We start from the raw sequence: 17,295 nt of genomic DNA, 5'->3' as shown, positions 1-17,295 counted from the left end.
GTATTCGATGGCGGCGGCTCGCGGTGCGGGCCGCCGCTCACCTATCTTCACTCCTGCAGCAGCCGCTCTGCCGTTTCCATATCCGTGACCAGAGTGTCGATCCAATGACCGCGAAGCGCTGCCCGCACTGCCTCGTATTTCGACCTTCCACCAGCGACGGCAAAGCGGCCGCCCGTGCCGGGAAGCTGGGCCAGGGTCACGCCAATCACCAGGGAATCAAGCTCACTCTCGATCGGGATTCCCTCCGCATCGATGAATCTCAGGTTGATTTGTCCGACGGCGCCGAGGGATTTGGCCATTTCGAACTGTTCTACGGTGAAAAAGTTGCCGCCCGGTTCCAGCGGCGCGTCGATATTGCAGGTACCGATACCGACGAGAGCAACGTCCAATTCATCCAACGCCGCGATCGCCTCGCGGGTGTGTGCGTCGGAGCTAATCATTGCCTCACGCACTTCCGCCGAAGACAGAACTCCGGGGGCGCGGATGAACAGTGGCGTCCCGCCGATTAGGTCAGCAAAGCGTTGCGTGGAACGGGTGGAATCATGCTGCAGCTGTGGTGGGCCGACGTCCCCGAGCATCTCGACGATGCGAGTGGCGTCGGACCTCTTTTTCGACGGTTCGAGGGTGGTCACGAGTGAACGCAGTGACCGGCTCCACGAAGTAAAGCCGATAGTTTTGCCCGATAACTGCATTGCCGAGAGGATGAGTGCGGCGGCTTCGCCGAGGTCGCGATTGATCCCACCCTCGTCGTCCAGATCCAGCGCTTCAACGACGTGAACTTGGGACAACCCGTAACGCCCTTGCAGATCTTCTTCGATCTCCGCGTGCAGGCCCTCGGGGACGACAACAACCGTTCGGACAATTTTCGCCTGCTCTGCGGCCTGTAACAGTCGGGACACGCGCGCTTGCGATATGCCCAAGCTCGACGCGATATCGATCTGCCGGATGCCGTGCGTGTAATACATACGCGCAACCTTGGTCATGAAGCGGCGCGGTTCCGGATCAGCAGACATGACTCTTCCTTTCACTAAGATACGCAAGTGTATCAACATTCGTCAATTGCAAGAATATCCAAAACTCCCTAGGCTGGACTGATTAGTGTTTCGGGAATCAGTGGTGCAAGGAGGCCGACGGATGGCGATCCCACGGAGCGTCCGCACTTGTCGCGTTCGTCCGGCCCCGCACCTTGGCAGCGAAAGCCGCCAATACTGCGACCGCAAGGGTTCCGTTCTGCGTCTTACGGTCAAGAATTGCCGTGACAGCATCGTCGAGCGGAACCCAGCGAAGTTCGATATTCACTTCTTCTCCAGTGGGGCGAAAGTCGGTCGCTTTTGTCTCCAGGCCACGTGCGAGAAAGACGCGGACTGCTTCGTTGCTGCCACCTGGGGTGGGGAAGAAATCCAGCAGCAGCTCCCAATTCGCGGCTGCAAGTCCGGTTTCTTCCAACAATTCTCGTCGGGCGGCCGAAATGGGACTTTCTTTGGCAGCGTCGAGAATGCCTGCCGGAAGCTCCCACTCTCGTGCACGTATTGGATGGCGATACTGCCGTATCAGCAAAACACGATCGTCCTCATCCAGGGCAACGATCGCAACCGCGCCGCGATGAGAGAGATACTGCCGCGTCAAGATGGTCTCCCCGTACACGACCTCGTCGGATCGAATATCCCAAACAAGCCCCTCCAAGTCGGTCGTGGTAGAACGCACCTCATGGTGCACTTGCATATCCGCCAGCTGATCAGACAATTGATTTATCTCCTGTTCCTAGATTCAAAATTATGGTCTTGCGCGACGTGACCACGGCGAACCGGCAGTTGCACACTCGCATTCCGAAATTATCACTGGGCCGGGTCGGCAGCACGGCACAAGACGACATCGACGAATCCTTGCGCGTGCTCCGCGAGATGCAACAGGACGTTAATGCTCATGCTCGGATCAGGGCATATCGCCCGATTCCAACGGTGGCATTCAGCCGACGCGAGAGTTTGATGCCCGAATTCGCCGCAGCCTCAGCGGCCGCTCGCAGGTTCGGCTTTGACCCGGTGATCCGCCTCGCGGGGGGACGAGCGGTGGCTTACGATCAGACCTGCCTGATTATCGATCTCATGGCCCCCTTGGAGTTCTACGGTAATCACATAGCCGCCTTTGAGGTGGGCGCCGATTGCTTTCGAGATGTGCTGGGCGACCTCGGCCTCGACGCTCGAGTCGGTCCCGTCGTCGGGGAGTACTGCGCGGGTGACCATAGCGTCAATGCCCGAGGGCGAGTGAAAGTTGTAGGTATCGCTCAGCGCGCCATGCGCCGGGCCAGGCTCCTCACCGCCTGCATTGTTCTTGACAAGCCCGAGGGACTGCGACCAGTCGTGGATGCGGTCTACGGTGCAATGAACCTTGAGTGGTCGCCCGCAAGCCTGGGAAGCCTGCGTGATGAGGGTGTACGAGGAACACTCGATGAAATAGTGAACGAGCTCGTGACCGGGCTCCAACAACGACGCTCGGCATGGGCACGCCCGCAGGCAAGCCAAATTGTCGAAACGCGTACGTAACTAGTCTCACATTTGAACGAAGAGGACTCCGCGAAATATTTTCGTCATTTGCGCATCATCGGATGTTGTACAGGGCTCTCGCCTCGTCCGCGGTCGCGATGGGTCGGCCGACCTCCCGAGCGATCTCTTGCGCCTGCTGCAGCAGTTCCAGGTTTGTCGGGTTGCGGGCCGGATCATAGAACAGCTCCAGTCCAGTTTTGATGTGGCCCCCCAGCTCGATCGCCCTCCGGAGGATTGAGGTGTCGTCGAGCGCACCCTGACCCCAGATCGAGATGTACCACGGATGCTTGACCTTGGCTTCCTCGATCATCCAGAGGTAGTAGTACAGGCTTTCAAGGCTCGGCTTCATGCCGTTCGTTCCGATGGGTTCTGTGGCAGTCAGACCGTAATCGCCAATGAGATAGAAATCCCACATAGAGCCGGGTGTGGAGAGCCCCTTGTTCACGTAGTGCATGGCGTGGCGAAGGTGGCCTGGTTCGTAGACGCCGAAGACCATGGGGGTGCCGTGCTCGCGCAGCATTTTGATTTGGCTGCCCACCCGCTCGTAGTTGAACCCGAATTCCGGCCCGGCGAGGTAGCCCTCGGCATCCGTTTCTGTAGCGAACAGGGTGAGCCCTGTATCGACGCAGGCAATGCGAACATTTGCCTTTTCAATCAGTAGAGGGACGTGTTGAAGCCCGTTCTCGTCTCCCTTGAGGCGAAGGTTATTGCAGGTCGTCGGGTACCAGGTGATGTCAGGATGTTTTTGCAACACCATGTCCCAGGTGCGCATGTAGTCCTTGTATGCGTCTGCGCCCATGAGATCGAAGCTAGTGTTGTGGGCGTGGATCGCGCCGGCGCCGGCTTCCCAGCAACGAATCGCGTCTTCCGCAATCTCGTCATAGGAAATTGGCGTGTTGGGGTTCATCTCTTTCGTACGGATCCCATTGATGTGGGACTCGATAATGACCGGGTAGTCCCAATTGGGCTTCATGTCCGCATATTTGTCGAGGGCAGTGCCCATGGTCCACTTCTCTTTCTCGAGATGATTGCACCTGCAGCGATGGCGTGCGGCAAAAGCCGGACAACGATTTTTTTGGTTCCGATTCGCGAGCGTTAGCTCGACTGCAGCGACGTCGCTGATGGGGCGCTTCCGCGGACATTTCCGTTCGCGCTGGCCTCGATCGGCGTCATCGGCAGTGATTCCAACCGATTCCACCAGCAGCCGCAACACGCTGATTCTTCTGACCGAGCACGATTCGTTGACAGATATATCCCGGTTGGGATATAAAGTGAATATACACGCAGTCAATGAATAAAAACATACTTCACGCGTGCGACGCAGAACGAGGAGGTTCTAGGTTGTCGAATTCGTTTGATGTCCAGCCGTACGAGATCCGCATCCCCGACGCGGATCTGGACGACATGATGGAGAGGCTGAAACGCACACGATTCCCGCAGGATTTTGGGAACGAAGACTGGCGCTACGGCTACAATACCGACTACCACCGCACCCTCATTGACTATTGGATCAACGAGTACGATTGGCGTGCTGTGGAGCGCCAGATGAACGAACTCCCACACTTCAAGGTGGACGTGATGGGCGTGCCCCTGCACTTCATCCATGTGCGCGGCAAGGGGCCGAACCCGAAGCCGCTGCTTCTCCACCATGGCTGGCCCTGGACTTTCTGGGACGTACGAAAAATTATTGAGCCTCTGACGGATCCGGTGAGGTTCGGCGGTTTGGAGTCTGATTCCTTCGATGTCGTTCTGATCTCCCTGCCTGGCTATGGGTTTTCGTCTCCGCTGACGGAGACAGGGTGGAATTTCTGGAAGACCGCCGATCTCGAGAACGTTCTTATGAAGCAGATTCTGGGGTACGACCGCTACGCCACCGCAGGGGGGGACTGGGGCGCGCTCATCGCCCAGCAGCACGGGCACAAGTACGAATCTGACGTCATCGGGGTGTACACACATTTTCCCGCGCAGATGTCGCACTATCTTCCGGATCATCCCGACCAGCCCGACGGCGTCGAGTATGACACCTTTTTGGGACTGCCGGCGGCGAGCGAGTACTCCGCCGACGAATCCGGCTGGTTCGAACGTGGCAAGTTGTTCGTCGAGAATGAGAGTGGCTACGGTGAGATCCAGTTGACGAAGCCACAGACGCTCGCGGCGCTCGTCACCGACTCGCCTGCGGCCCAGCTGGCCTGGATTACCGAGAAGCGCTATTTCTGGGGCCTCGCGGAACGTGGCAGCGGCACAGAGTCATTCGAGCGTGTGTGGCCAAAGGAAGACCTGATCACGACCGCCGCGGTGTACTTTCTGACGGGAACGGGTGGGACCTCGTCCCGGTACTACTGGGAGTGCCGGGGCAACCCGTGGACGCCGAGCCACAACCGGTTCCCGGTCGTGGGAGTGCCGACCGCGGTCTCGATCTACCCGGGCGAGATCTACAAGCCGCCGAAAACGTGGACGGAGAAGTACTTCAACCTCCAGCAGTACCGCGTCCACAGCACCGGCGGTCACTTCGCTCCCTTGGAAGAACCGGAAATCTACGTGAACGACGTTCGGGATTTCTTCCGAACTCTGCGCTGACGCACGATTTTCTCGTTCCAAATCGTAACGAATCGGTCACGTGTGGGCCGTCCGGCGAAATTCTCTTGCGTGCACGCGCGAGTACCCATATCCTCACAGTGAATCAAAATTTATTTGCTGAATAAAAATGCAAACGACTTGAAATCAAGCCTTACCCACGACAAAGGAGTCAAAGATGTCTCTCAGAAACAAACGCGGCGCGCTCCGCCTCGCCGCCTTCGCGGCTGTTGCTGCGCTCGCTCTCGCCGGGTGCACGTCGACCGCGGGTGGAACCGCCACAGGTTCCTCGGGGCCGATCGCCAAAGAGGATCTCGTCCTCGTCGCATCCGTCATCAACACCACAAACCCTTATTTCATCGCCAACATTGAGGGAGCTAAGGCCCTCTCCAAAAAACTTGACATTCCTCTCGAGATCATCGACTCGCAGGGTTCGTCGCAGACTGAAATCTCGAAGATTCAGGCGATCTTGGCGCAGGGCAAGAAGGTCGTGATGTTCGTCAACACGGTAGCGAGCTCGGACACCCCGACCATCGTGGACGCTGTGAAGCGTGCCGGTGGCTACGTATCGATCTGGTGGAACAAACCCGATAACTTCGAGCCCTGGGACGCGGGGGATAACTTCGTGGCCTTCCAGAAGCACGCTGGTGTGGACTCAGGCCGCTGCAATGCCAAGGCAATCGGTGATGCACTTGGGGGCAAGGGCAACGTAATCATGTTCCCCGGCGTGGAAGACAGCACGACCAGCGCGACGCGTGTCGCCGGCTTCGAGGCTGAGATGCGTGAAAACTACCCTGACATCAAAATTCTCGAGAAGCAGGCTTCGAACTGGGACCCGCAGCTGGCCAACCAGAATTCAAAGGACCTGATCGCTAAGTACGGCGACCAGATCAATGGTGTCTGGAGTGCCGATGACGGTATGCAGCTCGGTGCGCTCCAAGCCTTCGATGACGCCGGTTTGCTGAACTCGGTGAAGTTCGCCTCTGACGGTCTGTACCCCGACACGGTAAAACTAATGAAAGAGGGCTACGGCAACAATGCCATTGTCGGGGAAACCTTCCACCGCGGCTACATGGCCTCCGCCATCGGTCTGTACACGGCCTACCAGGCCGCGATCGGCGAGATCGTTCCGTCCGAACTGCCCAAGGACAAGCGGGATAGCTTCTTTGACATCAAGTGCGTAACCCCCGAGACGCTTGGCGACTACGCGAAGTACGACACTGACACGGCTGCAGCTGATTTCGTTGACAATCTTGTCGAGACTGGCCCGTGGGACACCGAGCCGGCGACCCTCGTCGGCGGCGGTGGCCCCGAGGTTTTGCCCAAGTCGTAGCGCATTGCGGCCGGCCTGTTCCCGGCCCTCGTCACCAGACGATGGCCGGGAACAGCCGCATCACCAGTACGAGATCTGTATATGCGAGGAGAATTTTCATGGTTCACAAAGTTGTAGCGGAACAGGTCGCGGGGGGCATAAGCACCACTGCGATCAGGATCCGCGAATCCGGCATCGAGCGCCGTGCTCGGTTCCGCGGTCTCGCCGAACCGCTGAGTTTACTCGTAGCTCTGGCCGTTCTTATCGGTGTGTTTTCTTTGCTCAACGAACGCTTTCTGACTGCCTCCAACCTTCAGAATGTGCTTACCCAGTCCGCTATCCCCTTGATCGTTGCCGTGGGAGCGACCCTGGTCATCCTCCTTGGATCCATCGACTTGTCCGTGGAGGGAGTCATGGGGGCCACCGGAATGACTTGGATCCTTCTCAGCGCCAACTCGCGGGGGGGAGCGGACTTGGGGCCATGGGCTTGGGTCATAGCGCTCGGCGTAGCTCTTGTGATCGGTGTCGCCAGCGGCCTCATCTTCACCGCGCTGAAGGTTCCCTCATTCATCGTTACTCTGGGAATGTGGTATGTCGGCCTCGGAATCGCCACCATGCTCTATGGAACCGACCTTCTCCCTCGTCTTGAAGATGAGGGGTTGAAGGGCTGGACCTCGCGAATTAGTTTCGGGCTTCCGAACTCCTTCTGGGTGGCGCTGCTCGTCATCGGCCTCGGCATATTCGTTCTACGCAGTACCCGGATCGGCCGGGTGACCCTCGCCATTGGAAACAGCGAAACGATCGTGCGCTCGGCGGGCCTTCCGGCTTTCCGCGTAAAGGTTGCCGTCTTCGCCATTGCCGCGCTTCTGAGCGGTCTCGGCGGCATCCTGGCCACTGTTCAACTCGACATCGGGTCACCGACCGTCGGCTCCGGAGTGCTCTTCATCGTCATTCCTGCGGTTGTCATCGGAGGCACGCATCTCGGCGGTGGAAAAGGGGGGATACTGCGCACCGTATTGGGCGTATTCCTGCTGACGATCCTGAACAACGGACTCATACTCTCCGGCGTTGAGTCGAGTTATCAGTCGGCAGTTACCGGCGCGATCCTGGTCGCCGCTATCGTGTTCGCCGCGTGGTCGCAGCGCGACAGATTGCAGGTGGCAAAGTGAACGACGTGACCACAACTCCCGCAGTGCTTCGCCTCGACAGCGTCTCCAAGAGCTTCGGATCGAATCGTGCCGTTCGCAAAGTGTCGCTTAATATTCAATCGGGTGAGGTCATCGGCCTCATTGGAGAGAATGGCGCGGGCAAGTCAACGCTGCTGAAGATGCTCTCGGGCAACTATCGCCACGACGAAGGAACAATCGCCGTAAACGGACGGGAAGTTCAGTTCCGCGGACCAGCCGATGCCCTGCGCGCGGGGATCGGGGTCGTTCACCAGGAGCAATCTCTCTTCACAAACCTCACAATCGCCGAAAACATCGAGGTCAACACACCAATGGGCCGGGGCGGTGTCAATCGGCTAGGGCTGTACAACTGGCGACGCTTGTACGCGGACGCAGCACAGGCTCTCGACCTCATCGGATCGCACTTGAATCCGAAGACACGAGTAAGCGACCTGTCGTTCGTTGATCGCCAGATGGTCGAGATTGCGCGGGCGATCCGGGTAAGTGCCGCCAGCCACACGACGCCTCTCGTGATCCTCGATGAACCAACTGCAATCCTAGAAAGGACGGAGACCGCGATCTTGGAGAGGGAAATCTCCAAGCTTCGCGACATCGGCTCGGTTATCTTCGTCTCGCACCGACTCGACGAGGTCATGCGCATCTGCGACAGGGTGGTCGTCATGCGCGATGGTGAATTGATCGCCGACCGCCCCGTCGATGACGTTACCGAAGAGGAACTCTTTCGCCTCATGGTTGGTCGGGAGACCCACGCTGCTGTTCGAAACCGGCGGAGTATTGAGGCGACGAGCAGCCCAATCATCTCGATCCACGACCTCACCCGGGCAGGATCCTATGCGGATGTATCGATCGATGCCTACCCCGGCCGAGTCCTGGCCATTCTGGGTACCAGCGGCTCAGGCCGCGAGTCCGTGGTGCGAGCGGTCTTCGGGGCCGAAGGCTTTGACTCCGGATCGGTCTCGATCGCGGGATACTCCGGGCACCAGCTGTCCATCAAACGTGCCGTCGACCTGGGGGTCGGCTACGTGCCTGCGGAGCGCAAGACTGAGGGAATGGTGGGGGAAATGCCAGCGGATCAAAACATCACGCTCACGCATCCCGGCTCCGCGGCCGTTGGGCCGTTCGAGCTTCCCCGACGCAGGCTGTCTTTGGCACGGATGTGGTTTGAGAAGCTGGACATTCGGCCTCGGGAGCCCCTGCACATGTTGCAAGACTTTTCAGGCGGCAACCAGCAGAAGGTCGTCCTCGCCAAGTGGCTGAACTCTTCAAATTTGAAGGCACTCGTGCTAGACCACCCGCTCCGAGGCCTCGACCCGGGTGCGGCGGAGACAGTCAACGCGCAGATCCGGTCGGTGTGCGATGGCGGCACCGCAATTATTCTCATACCCGACACGATCGATGAGGCGTTAGATATCGCCGATGACATCGTGGTGATGCGGGACGGTCGGATCTCGGGGGTCTTCGACCTCGGTCACGATAATCCCGCGACTCTGGACCTGCTCGAAAGGATGCTCTGATGTCCAAGATTGATAACGAGGCAACGAAGATTGCCGTACCCGTCCTCATCCCCGCCCGCGGTAAGTTGCCGTCCGTGAAGCGCCTCGGAGGCTGGCATGCGATTGGCCCGATCGTCATCTTTCTTGCGATTCTCGTCGTCGTTGCGATCCTCACGCCAGCTTTCATCGGGGGAGGAGGATTAGCAATAATCGCGTCGTCGTCGGCCCCCATCCTTTTGCTAGCACTCGGGCAGGCAATGGTGCTCAATGTCGGGTCGATCGACTTGTCGAATGCCGCGATTGGCCTGCTGGGTGCAATCTTGCTTGCTCTCACGCTCGGGCCCGTAGCGGGTCTATCGCCACTGATCGTTCTCCTTGCCACCACCGCCTTCGGAGCCGTGAACGGCCTAATCCTCGCCTACGCGCAGGTGCCGTCCTTTGCGCTGACACTCGGCACGCTGGGAATTTTTCAAGCCATCGCGCTCGTAGCCAGCGGCCGCACGACCGTCTATGTCTCTAGCAACGGGGAGAGCGTTCGTTCGTTGTACGAAAGCGGAATCGCAAATGTGCCGATGACGTTCTGGATGGGCGTGCTACTGGCGGTCGCTCTTTGGGTACTCCTGCGCTACACCCGCATCGGCCGAGGAATGACGGCCATCGGAAAGAACGAGTCCGCCGCGATCTTCTCGGCCGTTCGAACGCGCTCGCTCAAGGTGCTGGCCTTCGCTCTCTCGGGGTTCGCGGCTGGACTCGCCGGCATCGCGATCATCGCGCAGGCGGGATCCGCGTCGCCCACCGGCCTAGGAAGCGACCTGCTGCTTCCCGCCATCGCCGCAGCGCTGATCGGAGGGACGTCGATTTCCGGGGGCGTAGTGAATCCGCTCACGGTGATCTTCGGAGCGCTGACCGTTGCCCTCGTTCCCATCGCGACGACTGCGGTCGGTATTGACGCCCAAGCACAGAGCTTGGTCTACGGCGCGGTCATCATCGCAGTGGTTGCCCTCACCATGTCGCGCAACAAATCAAGCATTGTCAAGTAGTACAAGAGAGGGAAACATGCCTGCCGCGGACATTATGGAAACCACCAACTCTGGAGTGCTCGACGACCTCGAACCCCGCGAGGTCTTACGATTCTTTGAAGTGCTCACCAGCATCCCGAGAGGATCGGGGAACGAGGAACAGGTCGCCACGTGGGTCGTGGATTTTGCGCGCTCCTGTGGACTGGAGGCATTCAAGGATGACCTGCACTGCGTTCTCGTGCGCAAGCCCGGTCAGGGTGGCCTTGAAAATGCCGAGCCCCTGATCCTGCACGGCCACCTGGATATGGTCTGCGAAAAAGCCGAAGGTGTCGAATTCGACTTTGTGAACCAACCACTGAGCCTCGTCGTGGACGGCGAGTACATCTCGGCGGCAGGAACATCTTTGGGGGCGGACAACGGAATAGGAGTGTCCTACATTCTCGCGCTGCTGGAATCGAAGGACATTCCTCATCCGCCGCTGGAAGCGGTCCTCACCGCCATGGAAGAGAAGGGGAAGGTGGGTGCCGGACAGTTCGACGTTGCGCAACTCACTGGGCGCCGCATGATCGACTTCAACTGGATTACCGATGAAGAGATTCTGGCGGGGTGCAGCGGGGACGTGACGTTCACGGTTGATGTTCCGGGCGAGTTTGAACGAACACCGGATGCCTTGACCACTGCGCGGTCGCTGGAGGTGCGTGGGCTCAATGGCGGTCACTGCGAATTCGACATTCAGCTGGAGCGCGCGAACGCTCTGCAGGTGCTGGCCCGCGCGGTGCACCGGTTGGCCGCCACGTACGACCTGCGCATCGCCACCCCCTTCGGAGGTGCTCAGAATAGTGCCATCCCGGCCGATGCATCCGCTGTCATCGTTTTCGAGGACATACACCTCGATTCGATCGAGGCGCTCATCGCCGAGCTGGATGCAGCTCTCAAGAGTGAGTACCAGATTTCCGACCCGGCGATTCGCGTCGAGCTGAAAGATGCCCACCGTCCCGACATCGCGTTTTCACACGCCGCGGGGCTTCGTCTCATGTCTGTTTTGCGGCTGATTCCTCACGGGGTGGTCAGCTGGAATCTGCACGTGCCCGGTCGTGTAGAGACGTCCAACAACGTGGGAACGTTGCGGCCGACTCCCGAAGGTGCACGTGTGATGTCGACGGTGACGTCGGCCCTCACCTCGCGGAAACACGAGTTGATCGAGCGAGTACAGGCGCTCGTGGCGCTCGCCGGTGGTGGTGTCGTGTGCGAACTCTACGGCCTCGACGCTCCGGAGTTCCCGTATCGTCCGCAATCGGAACTCCTTCGGACGGCATCGGAGGCCTACCGTGACGTGCTCGGCACAGAGCCAAACGTCGAGGTGTCCCAGTGTTCTCTCGAGCTCGGCATGTTTAGTCGGCGGGTGCCCGTCTCCGATATCATCTCGATCGGCACCGAGCTTCAGGCCCTGCATTCCTCCGCGGAAAGGGTGAATCACAAGTCCGTGGAGCGTGTCTGGCCACTGATCAAGGCGGTCGTGTCGCGGCTTGGATAGGGAAGTGGCAAGGTAACGGGCCTTCGCCTGTTATCGAAGTGATCGCTCTAAGCGGTCAGAGTTGCGGGGTCGAGGCCTTCCCAGGGGTTCCGGGCAATACCGGATACGCGCGCGACATTGTTGGCGAGCCTGACGCCAACGTGCGCCCGGTCACGTAAAGGTACGGCCCATGACCAGAAACTAACCATAAACCCCAAAATCTGACCAGATTCAGGCCGTATTTCACCGTACAGCGCGTACACTAAACCCCATGAGAACCGCGGAATTCCGCGGAAGTCTGCCCCGTATGCAGGTGCGCACGGCCACCCCGACGGCTATCATTTGTTCTTGGTTCGAGTCCAGGTACCCCAGCTTTGTAAAAAATCTCCGGTCAATTGGGGGGTTTTGGCAGTTGCGGTCGCGATGAAGTCATGTCCGAATCCCGCTAGGTTAGCCCAGGCTCGTGAGCCCGTGGTGCCCCTTTCGTGCCGGTTGTCGGGGGAGTTCCGAATCTGTGCGACTTCGAAGTCTTGATGAAGATGACTCGGAATGTGATGTTCTTGGTTCGAGTCTCCGCGTATTAGTCGTTCAGCGGCCGCGATTTTCTCGTGACGTGTTCGGCCGAAGGGGGCATGCTGCCCGCTGGACGCCCATTCGGACTGGGACACACACGTCCGTCGGCGATGCCCTAGTCTTTGCCCATGCCCCGATCGCCTCGCGCTCCAATCGCCGCTCTGACAGCTGCTGCGGCCCTGTCTTCGATGCTTCTGCTCACCGCCTGCAGCTCGGGCTCCTATTCCTATGACGAGCCCAACGCGGCTGAACTGTTGACCGAAGAGTCATCGCCGGTCGATCCTGCCACCGCCTGCGCTGCGCTCGTCGCGGCACCGGCCGGTCTGGCTCAGCGGAAGGCCGTAGAGCTTAGCTGCGTCGAGGACCGCAACGGAAACTGGGTTTACCAGGCAGATCCGGCTCCTGGCGCTCCAACCCCGCTCCCATTTGCCGCGGCCGCGGAAGAGCAGCCTGGCGGCGGGATCCCCTGGAACCATGCTGTGGACTACGCCGGTTCGACGCAGCGCGTCTGCGGGCCACTCGCCGGCGGCGGCAACTCGGAAGACGACGTGTTCTTCAACCTCGGTCGCGACTACCCCGACCCGGAACGTTTTCAGATCGTGGTTTGGGACGTCGGCGACCTTGAGCCGATTGACGGCGGCGTGACCCTGTGCACCTCCGGCCAAATCACACTGTACGAAGGTGTCGCTCAGATTGAGCTGACCGACCCGAGCCTCATCGAGATTTACAACTAGCTCGCATCGACCTGAAAGACTGTCCTGCGGAAAATACTGGGTACCCACGTTGATTTCTGTCCATCCGCGGTATCGCGAGGCGACGCATCCGTTGGATGATATGGATGGCCCCCTCAAAAGGAAAAGAATCCATGACAACAATCGAGCTGCTCTACATTGCAGGCTGTCCGAACTCGGTACAGGCCCTCATCCGCCTGCAGCGCGCCGTCGACAACACGATGCACTCGAACACAGTGATCACATCCACACTGATCGATTCCGCCGAGACAGCCGGGCAAGTCCTATTTGCTGGGTCGCCAACGATCCTCGTCGACGGTGTTGATCTCTTCCCGACGGATGGCCGCACCAGCGATCTCGCCTGCCGGATTTATGTAACGCCGAACGGAATGGCCGGAGCTCCCACCCAAGAACAGATTGAGGCAGCGCTCGCGGCTCATGGATAACACCCCAGAACTCACCTGTTCCTGCTGCGGTCGCAGCTATCCGCGCCGCAGGCTGCACGCCCTCAGCGACAATGCCTACATCTGCCGCCGATGTGGACTGTGGGTCGCGCTCCGCCTCCGGGCCGATCCAATCGGGCACGATCAGTACTAATTGACACTGCGTTGGCAGGACCGTGGTGATTGGTCAGCCCCTGCTGTAATGTCAGTGGATGCTGACTATTGCCTCGCGGGTTGACGTGATGAACCGGTTGGGTCGAGCGATGGCCGATCCCACCAGGTCTCGAATCCTGTTCTCCTTGCTCGAACGCCCGGGGTTTCCGGGTGCGTTGGCGCGCGAGCTGCAGTTGTCGCGGTCGAACGTATCCAACCACCTGGCGTGCCTCAGAGGCTGCGGAATCGTGGCCGTCGTTCCGGAGGGACGCTCGACTCGCTATGAGATCGCGGATCCTCACGTGACCAGGGCGCTAATCGCCCTGATGGATGTGGTGCTCGCTATCGATGACGGTGTCGGCTGCGTCGATGAGGACTGCGACGTACCGCTGTGCTGCGGGAACGACGCATGAGCCTCTCCAGCAATGACCGAGTTGTTGCGATCCAGCCTGACCGAACGCAGGTTCTCCGCCGCCGGATTCGGTGGATCGTCGCGGCGACCATTGGCTACAACGTCATCGAAGCCATCATTGCGATCGCGGCCGGCAGCGTGGCATCGTCAGCCGCCCTCATCGGGTTTGGCCTGGACTCCATCGTGGAGGTCCTCTCCGCTGCCGCTGTCGCTTGGCAGTTCGCAGCGCCTGATCCGGAGAAGCGAGAAAAGACCGCGCTGCGAGTCATCGCGTGGGCGTTCTTCGCTCTCGCCGCGTATGTGATTGTGGATGCCGGCCTGTCCCTCTTCGGCGTTCGCGAAGCGGAGCACAGCACGGTCGGCATTGTGCTGGCAGCGGTCAGCCTACTGGTGATGCCCTTTCTGAGCTTCGCCGAGCGTCGCGCCGGCCATGAGTTGGGCTCTGCTTCGGCGGTCGCTGACTCGAAACAAACCCTGATCTGCTCCTATCTTTCCGCAGCCCTGCTGGTCGGGCTACTTTTGAACACGCTCTTTGGTTGGGCGTGGGCGGACTCGGTTGCAGCCCTCGTGATCGTGGTCTTCGCCGTTCGGGAAGGCTTCGAGGCCTGGCGTGGCGACGCCTGCAAAGTGCCCGTGGCTGCGCTCACCGGGGAACGCGACGTCGAGCACGAAGACTGCTGCTGAAGCTACTCGCGCGCTCTGACACAGCGTCGCAACGCGGCTCTGATTGGTCCTGTCGCGACTGGTGCGCCATGATCGAAGTGGGCTCTGACGAGTGTGCGACTCGCTCTTCGGCTCGATCACGGTGGATGTCATGGACATTTCACAAGCACAGGCCGATGTTCGACGAATCTATCGTGCCGGCTTCCCTGGACCATTGGTGTCCGCGGTCATCTGGGCGGCGGCGAGCGCGGTGTTCACTTGGGGCTCCGTTGCTGGCGGTATGGCTGCGCTCTTCTTCGGCGGCATTGGCGATGCAGTGCGCGTTTACCGTGCCCCTCGGCTTGCTGATTGCCGTCGCCCTCGGGAGCTATGAGCCCGTACCCTTCTTTCCGGCTGAGCTCTTCTTCGTTGGCGGGCACTACCTCGTCTTCATCTTGCTTTATGGCATGCGGTTGTTCGCAGTTTTGGCCGGGGTGCTGATTCTGCTGGGAGTGAGCGGGCTGCTCGTAATTCCGCAGCTGGGAGAGATAAGCGGATGGCTGAGCACAGCCGTCTTCCTGATCTTTGCGGTGGTCCTCTCTCGCGCTCACAACCACGCAACCGCAAACGTCGCGTACAGGTCGAGTAGGGGTCACCAGATGGCGGCTTGCCCCCTTGTTCGGCCGCAGCGAGAAGCGTGCAGTAAATGAAAGTGAAAGCAATTCTTGCGGTAGTTTGCGAGGGCGTAGGGTGTGCTCGTGACCATATCGCGGGCTTCGGCCAAAAGTGTCAAAGCTTGGCTATTGCAAGACACCGGGGACCGTCAGGGATCGCGGGTGGGACCGCACGCGGCCACGGCCGAAAAGACGCAGCCATGGTGGCGTGTGATGTGCCTGACCGGTGTCGACTACTTCTCGACGCTCGGATATCAGCCGGCGATCGCGGCCCTCGCCGCCGGACTGCTATCACCGATTGCTACCATCGTTCTGGTCGCCCTGACACTGTTCGGCGCCTTGCCCGTGTATCGGCGGGTGGCTGCAGAGAGTTTTCGGGGATCCGGTTCCATCCATATGTTGGAGAAGCTGCTGCCGTGGTGGTCGGGCAAGCTGTTCGTGCTGGTTCTGCTCGGGTTCGCGGCCACGGACTTCATGATCACGATTACCTTGTCTGCAGCGGATGCCACGGCTCACGCAGTCGAGAATCCGTTCACGCCAACCTGGTTTCACGGTCAGGAAGTACCGATCACGTTGTTCATCATCGCCCTGCTTGGAATTGTCTTCCTTCGCGGCTTTCGGGAAGCAATCAGCATCGCCGTGGTTCTTGTTGCGGTCTACCTCATTCTCAACCTGATCGTCATCATGGTTGCGATTGAGCACGTGGCGACGAATAGCGTGGTCATCACGGATTGGTGGGCGGCGCTCACCGTGCAGCACGGTAATCCGCTCGTCATGGTGGGGATCGCACTGCTCGTGTTTCCCAAGTTGGCCTTGGGCCTGTCCGGCTTCGAGACCGGTGTGGCCGTGATGCCGCAGGTTACGGGAAGCCCGACCGACAGTGACGACAATCCCGTCGGCCGGATTCGCGGTACGAAACGGCTGCTCACCACAGCGGCACTGATCATGAGCGGTTTCCTGATCACGTCGAGCCTGGTCACCACGTTTCTGATCCCGCAGGCCGCCTTCCAGCCCGGCGGCCCCGCCAACGGTCGCGCCCTGGCCTATCTCGCCCACGAATACCTCGGTAACGCATTCGGCACCGTCTACGACATCAGCACCATCTGCATCCTCTGGTTTGCTGGGGCATCCGCTATGGCCGGTCTGCTTAACCTCGTGCCTCGGTACTTGCCGCGGTACGGCATGGCACCGCAATGGGCCCGGGCCGTGCGCCCGCTCGTACTGGTTTTCATCGGGATCGCCTTCGTGATCACGATTGCTTTCCAGGCCAGCGTCGACGCCCAGGGCGGTGCCTACGCAACGGGCGTGCTCGTGCTGATGACGTCGGCATCCGTCGCGGTCACCCTGTCCGCCCGCAAAAGACGGCAACGCTGGCCGACCATTGGTTTCGGCATAATCGCCGCGATCATGGCGTACACGACCATCGCGAACATCGTCGAACGCCCCGACGGCGTGCGCATCGCCGCCCTGTTCATCGTGGGCATCATGGTGACTTCCCTCGTCTCGCGCGTGCGTCGGTCGTTCCAACTCAGGGCGACGTCGATCACTTTGGATTCCTCGGCCCTCGATTTCGTCACGGGCGACGCCGAGGACTACGACGTCGTGCGAATCATCTCCCACGAGCCCGACGAAGACACCGAAACCGAGTACCGTGATAAGAGCCGCGACGAACGCCGATTCGGCAATATACCGACCGGCTCACCGATCATCTTTCTCGAAGTGCTCCCCTCAGACTCGTCGGACTTTGAGGAAGATCTCGTCGTGAGCGGCGTGGCCAAACACGGCTACCGGGTTCTCCAAGTGACCAGCGGCAATGTGCCGAACACGATTGCGGCCGTGCTTCTGGAGATTCGTGACCAGACCGGCATCATCCCGGAAATCTATTTTGAGTGGACCCAGAACAACCCCATCTCGAATATGTTCAAGTTCCTCGTCACCGGCCAGGGCGAGATCGCACCGGTGACCCGCGAAGTGTTGCGTGAGTCGGAGCCGAACGCCAAACGGCGCCCGCACGTACACGTGAGCTGAG

The 17,295-nt window shown here is 59.9% G+C and carries 15 protein-coding genes; 12 read left to right on the top strand and 3 right to left on the bottom strand.

Going from position 1 to position 17,295, the window contains the following annotated elements; all coding sequences use genetic code 11:
* Window positions 1–47: 47 nt before the first annotated feature.
* Window positions 48–1,013, bottom strand: coding sequence for a sugar-binding transcriptional regulator (locus BLS91_RS13505; protein ID WP_158252740.1), 966 nt, complete (start codon window positions 1,011–1,013; stop codon window positions 48–50).
* Between the two features lie 97 nt (window positions 1,014–1,110).
* The gene (locus BLS91_RS13500) at window positions 1,111–1,743 is read right to left on the bottom strand and encodes an NUDIX domain-containing protein (protein WP_241982989.1); all 633 of its coding nucleotides are present in this window, start codon (window positions 1,741–1,743) and stop codon (window positions 1,111–1,113) included.
* Between the two features lie 47 nt (window positions 1,744–1,790).
* On the opposite strand from BLS91_RS13500, the gene BLS91_RS13495 reads away from it, so the two are divergent.
* The gene (locus BLS91_RS13495) at window positions 1,791–2,540 is read left to right on the top strand and encodes a lipoyl protein ligase domain-containing protein (RefSeq protein ID WP_420838506.1); all 750 of its coding nucleotides are present in this window, start codon (window positions 1,791–1,793) and stop codon (window positions 2,538–2,540) included.
* 55 nt (window positions 2,541–2,595) lie between these two features.
* On the opposite strand, the gene BLS91_RS13490 is transcribed toward BLS91_RS13495, so the two are convergent.
* The gene (locus BLS91_RS13490) at window positions 2,596–3,753 is read right to left on the bottom strand and encodes a beta-keto acid cleavage family enzyme (protein ID WP_134505131.1); all 1,158 of its coding nucleotides are present in this window, start codon (window positions 3,751–3,753) and stop codon (window positions 2,596–2,598) included.
* Window positions 3,754–3,881: 128 nt separating this feature from the next.
* Here BLS91_RS13490 and BLS91_RS13485 point away from each other — a divergent pair, with 128 nt between their 5' ends.
* The 11 genes from BLS91_RS13485 to BLS91_RS13430 all read left to right on the top strand — a co-directional run bounded on the left by BLS91_RS13485 (window position 3,882) and on the right by BLS91_RS13430 (window position 17,294).
* Window positions 3,882–5,117, top strand: a complete 1,236-nt coding sequence (locus BLS91_RS13485) for an epoxide hydrolase family protein (protein WP_158252739.1) — start codon at window positions 3,882–3,884, stop codon at window positions 5,115–5,117.
* Window positions 5,118–5,292: 175 nt separating this feature from the next.
* Window positions 5,293–6,447 carry a sugar ABC transporter substrate-binding protein gene (locus BLS91_RS13480; RefSeq protein ID WP_092341273.1) on the top strand — a complete coding sequence of 385 codons (1,155 nt, stop codon included), beginning with the start codon at window positions 5,293–5,295 and terminating at the stop codon, window positions 6,445–6,447.
* A gap of 98 nt (window positions 6,448–6,545) precedes the next feature.
* Complete coding sequence (locus BLS91_RS13475; protein WP_104088313.1) at window positions 6,546–7,595, top strand: ABC transporter permease; 1,050 nt, start codon at window positions 6,546–6,548, stop codon at window positions 7,593–7,595.
* On the top strand, window positions 7,592–9,127 hold the full coding sequence (locus BLS91_RS13470) for a sugar ABC transporter ATP-binding protein (protein ID WP_158252738.1): 1,536 nt from the start codon (window positions 7,592–7,594) through the stop codon (window positions 9,125–9,127). The genes BLS91_RS13475 and BLS91_RS13470 overlap by 4 nt, the downstream gene beginning before the upstream one ends.
* Window positions 9,127–10,146: an ABC transporter permease gene (locus BLS91_RS13465; RefSeq protein WP_092341270.1), complete on the top strand. Its 1,020-nt coding sequence runs from the start codon at window positions 9,127–9,129 to the stop codon at window positions 10,144–10,146. Before BLS91_RS13470 ends, BLS91_RS13465 begins: the two co-directional genes overlap by 1 nt.
* 55 nt (window positions 10,147–10,201) lie before the next feature.
* Window positions 10,202–11,659: a beta-Ala-His dipeptidase gene (gene pepD / locus BLS91_RS13460; protein WP_158252737.1), complete on the top strand. Its 1,458-nt coding sequence runs from the start codon at window positions 10,202–10,204 to the stop codon at window positions 11,657–11,659.
* Between the two features lie 680 nt (window positions 11,660–12,339).
* A complete protein-coding gene (locus BLS91_RS13455) occupies window positions 12,340–12,945 on the top strand; it encodes a hypothetical protein (protein WP_134505129.1) in 606 nt (201 codons plus the stop codon).
* 104 nt (window positions 12,946–13,049) lie between these two features.
* A complete protein-coding gene (locus BLS91_RS13450; protein WP_233206081.1) occupies window positions 13,050–13,388 on the top strand; it encodes a thioredoxin family protein in 339 nt (112 codons plus the stop codon).
* Window positions 13,389–13,597: 209 nt separating this feature from the next.
* The gene (gene cmtR / locus BLS91_RS13445; RefSeq protein ID WP_092341266.1) at window positions 13,598–13,951 is read left to right on the top strand and encodes a Cd(II)/Pb(II)-sensing metalloregulatory transcriptional regulator CmtR; all 354 of its coding nucleotides are present in this window, start codon (window positions 13,598–13,600) and stop codon (window positions 13,949–13,951) included.
* On the top strand, window positions 13,948–14,634 hold the full coding sequence (locus BLS91_RS13440; RefSeq protein WP_092341265.1) for a cation efflux transmembrane domain-containing protein: 687 nt from the start codon (window positions 13,948–13,950) through the stop codon (window positions 14,632–14,634). The genes cmtR and BLS91_RS13440 overlap by 4 nt, the downstream gene beginning before the upstream one ends.
* 845 nt (window positions 14,635–15,479) lie before the next feature.
* The gene (locus tag BLS91_RS13430; protein WP_241982992.1) at window positions 15,480–17,294 is read left to right on the top strand and encodes an APC family permease; all 1,815 of its coding nucleotides are present in this window, start codon (window positions 15,480–15,482) and stop codon (window positions 17,292–17,294) included.
* The last annotated feature ends 1 nt before the right edge of the window (window position 17,295 follow it).

Source organism: Cryobacterium flavum (genome assembly GCF_900103805.1).
GTDB lineage: Bacteria > Actinomycetota > Actinomycetes > Actinomycetales > Microbacteriaceae > Cryobacterium > Cryobacterium flavum.
Note: the sequence above shows the minus strand (reverse complement) of the source record. Positions and strands in the feature narration are given on the sequence as shown.

Coding starts and splice junctions, on each gene's coding strand:
- BLS91_RS13505 (WP_158252740.1), bottom strand. CDS start 1,013: ATGTCTGCTGATCCGGAACCGCGCCGCTTCATGACCAAGGTTGCGCGT.
- BLS91_RS13480 (WP_092341273.1), top strand. CDS start 5,293: ATGTCTCTCAGAAACAAACGCGGCGCGCTCCGCCTCGCCGCCTTCGCG.
- BLS91_RS13475 (WP_104088313.1), top strand. CDS start 6,546: ATGGTTCACAAAGTTGTAGCGGAACAGGTCGCGGGGGGCATAAGCACC.
- BLS91_RS13465 (WP_092341270.1), top strand. CDS start 9,127: ATGTCCAAGATTGATAACGAGGCAACGAAGATTGCCGTACCCGTCCTC.
- BLS91_RS13455 (WP_134505129.1), top strand. CDS start 12,340: ATGCCCCGATCGCCTCGCGCTCCAATCGCCGCTCTGACAGCTGCTGCG.
- BLS91_RS13450 (WP_233206081.1), top strand. CDS start 13,050: ATGGCCCCCTCAAAAGGAAAAGAATCCATGACAACAATCGAGCTGCTC.
- cmtR (WP_092341266.1), top strand. CDS start 13,598: ATGCTGACTATTGCCTCGCGGGTTGACGTGATGAACCGGTTGGGTCGA.
- BLS91_RS13440 (WP_092341265.1), top strand. CDS start 13,948: ATGAGCCTCTCCAGCAATGACCGAGTTGTTGCGATCCAGCCTGACCGA.
- BLS91_RS13430 (WP_241982992.1), top strand. CDS start 15,480: ATGTGCCTGACCGGTGTCGACTACTTCTCGACGCTCGGATATCAGCCG.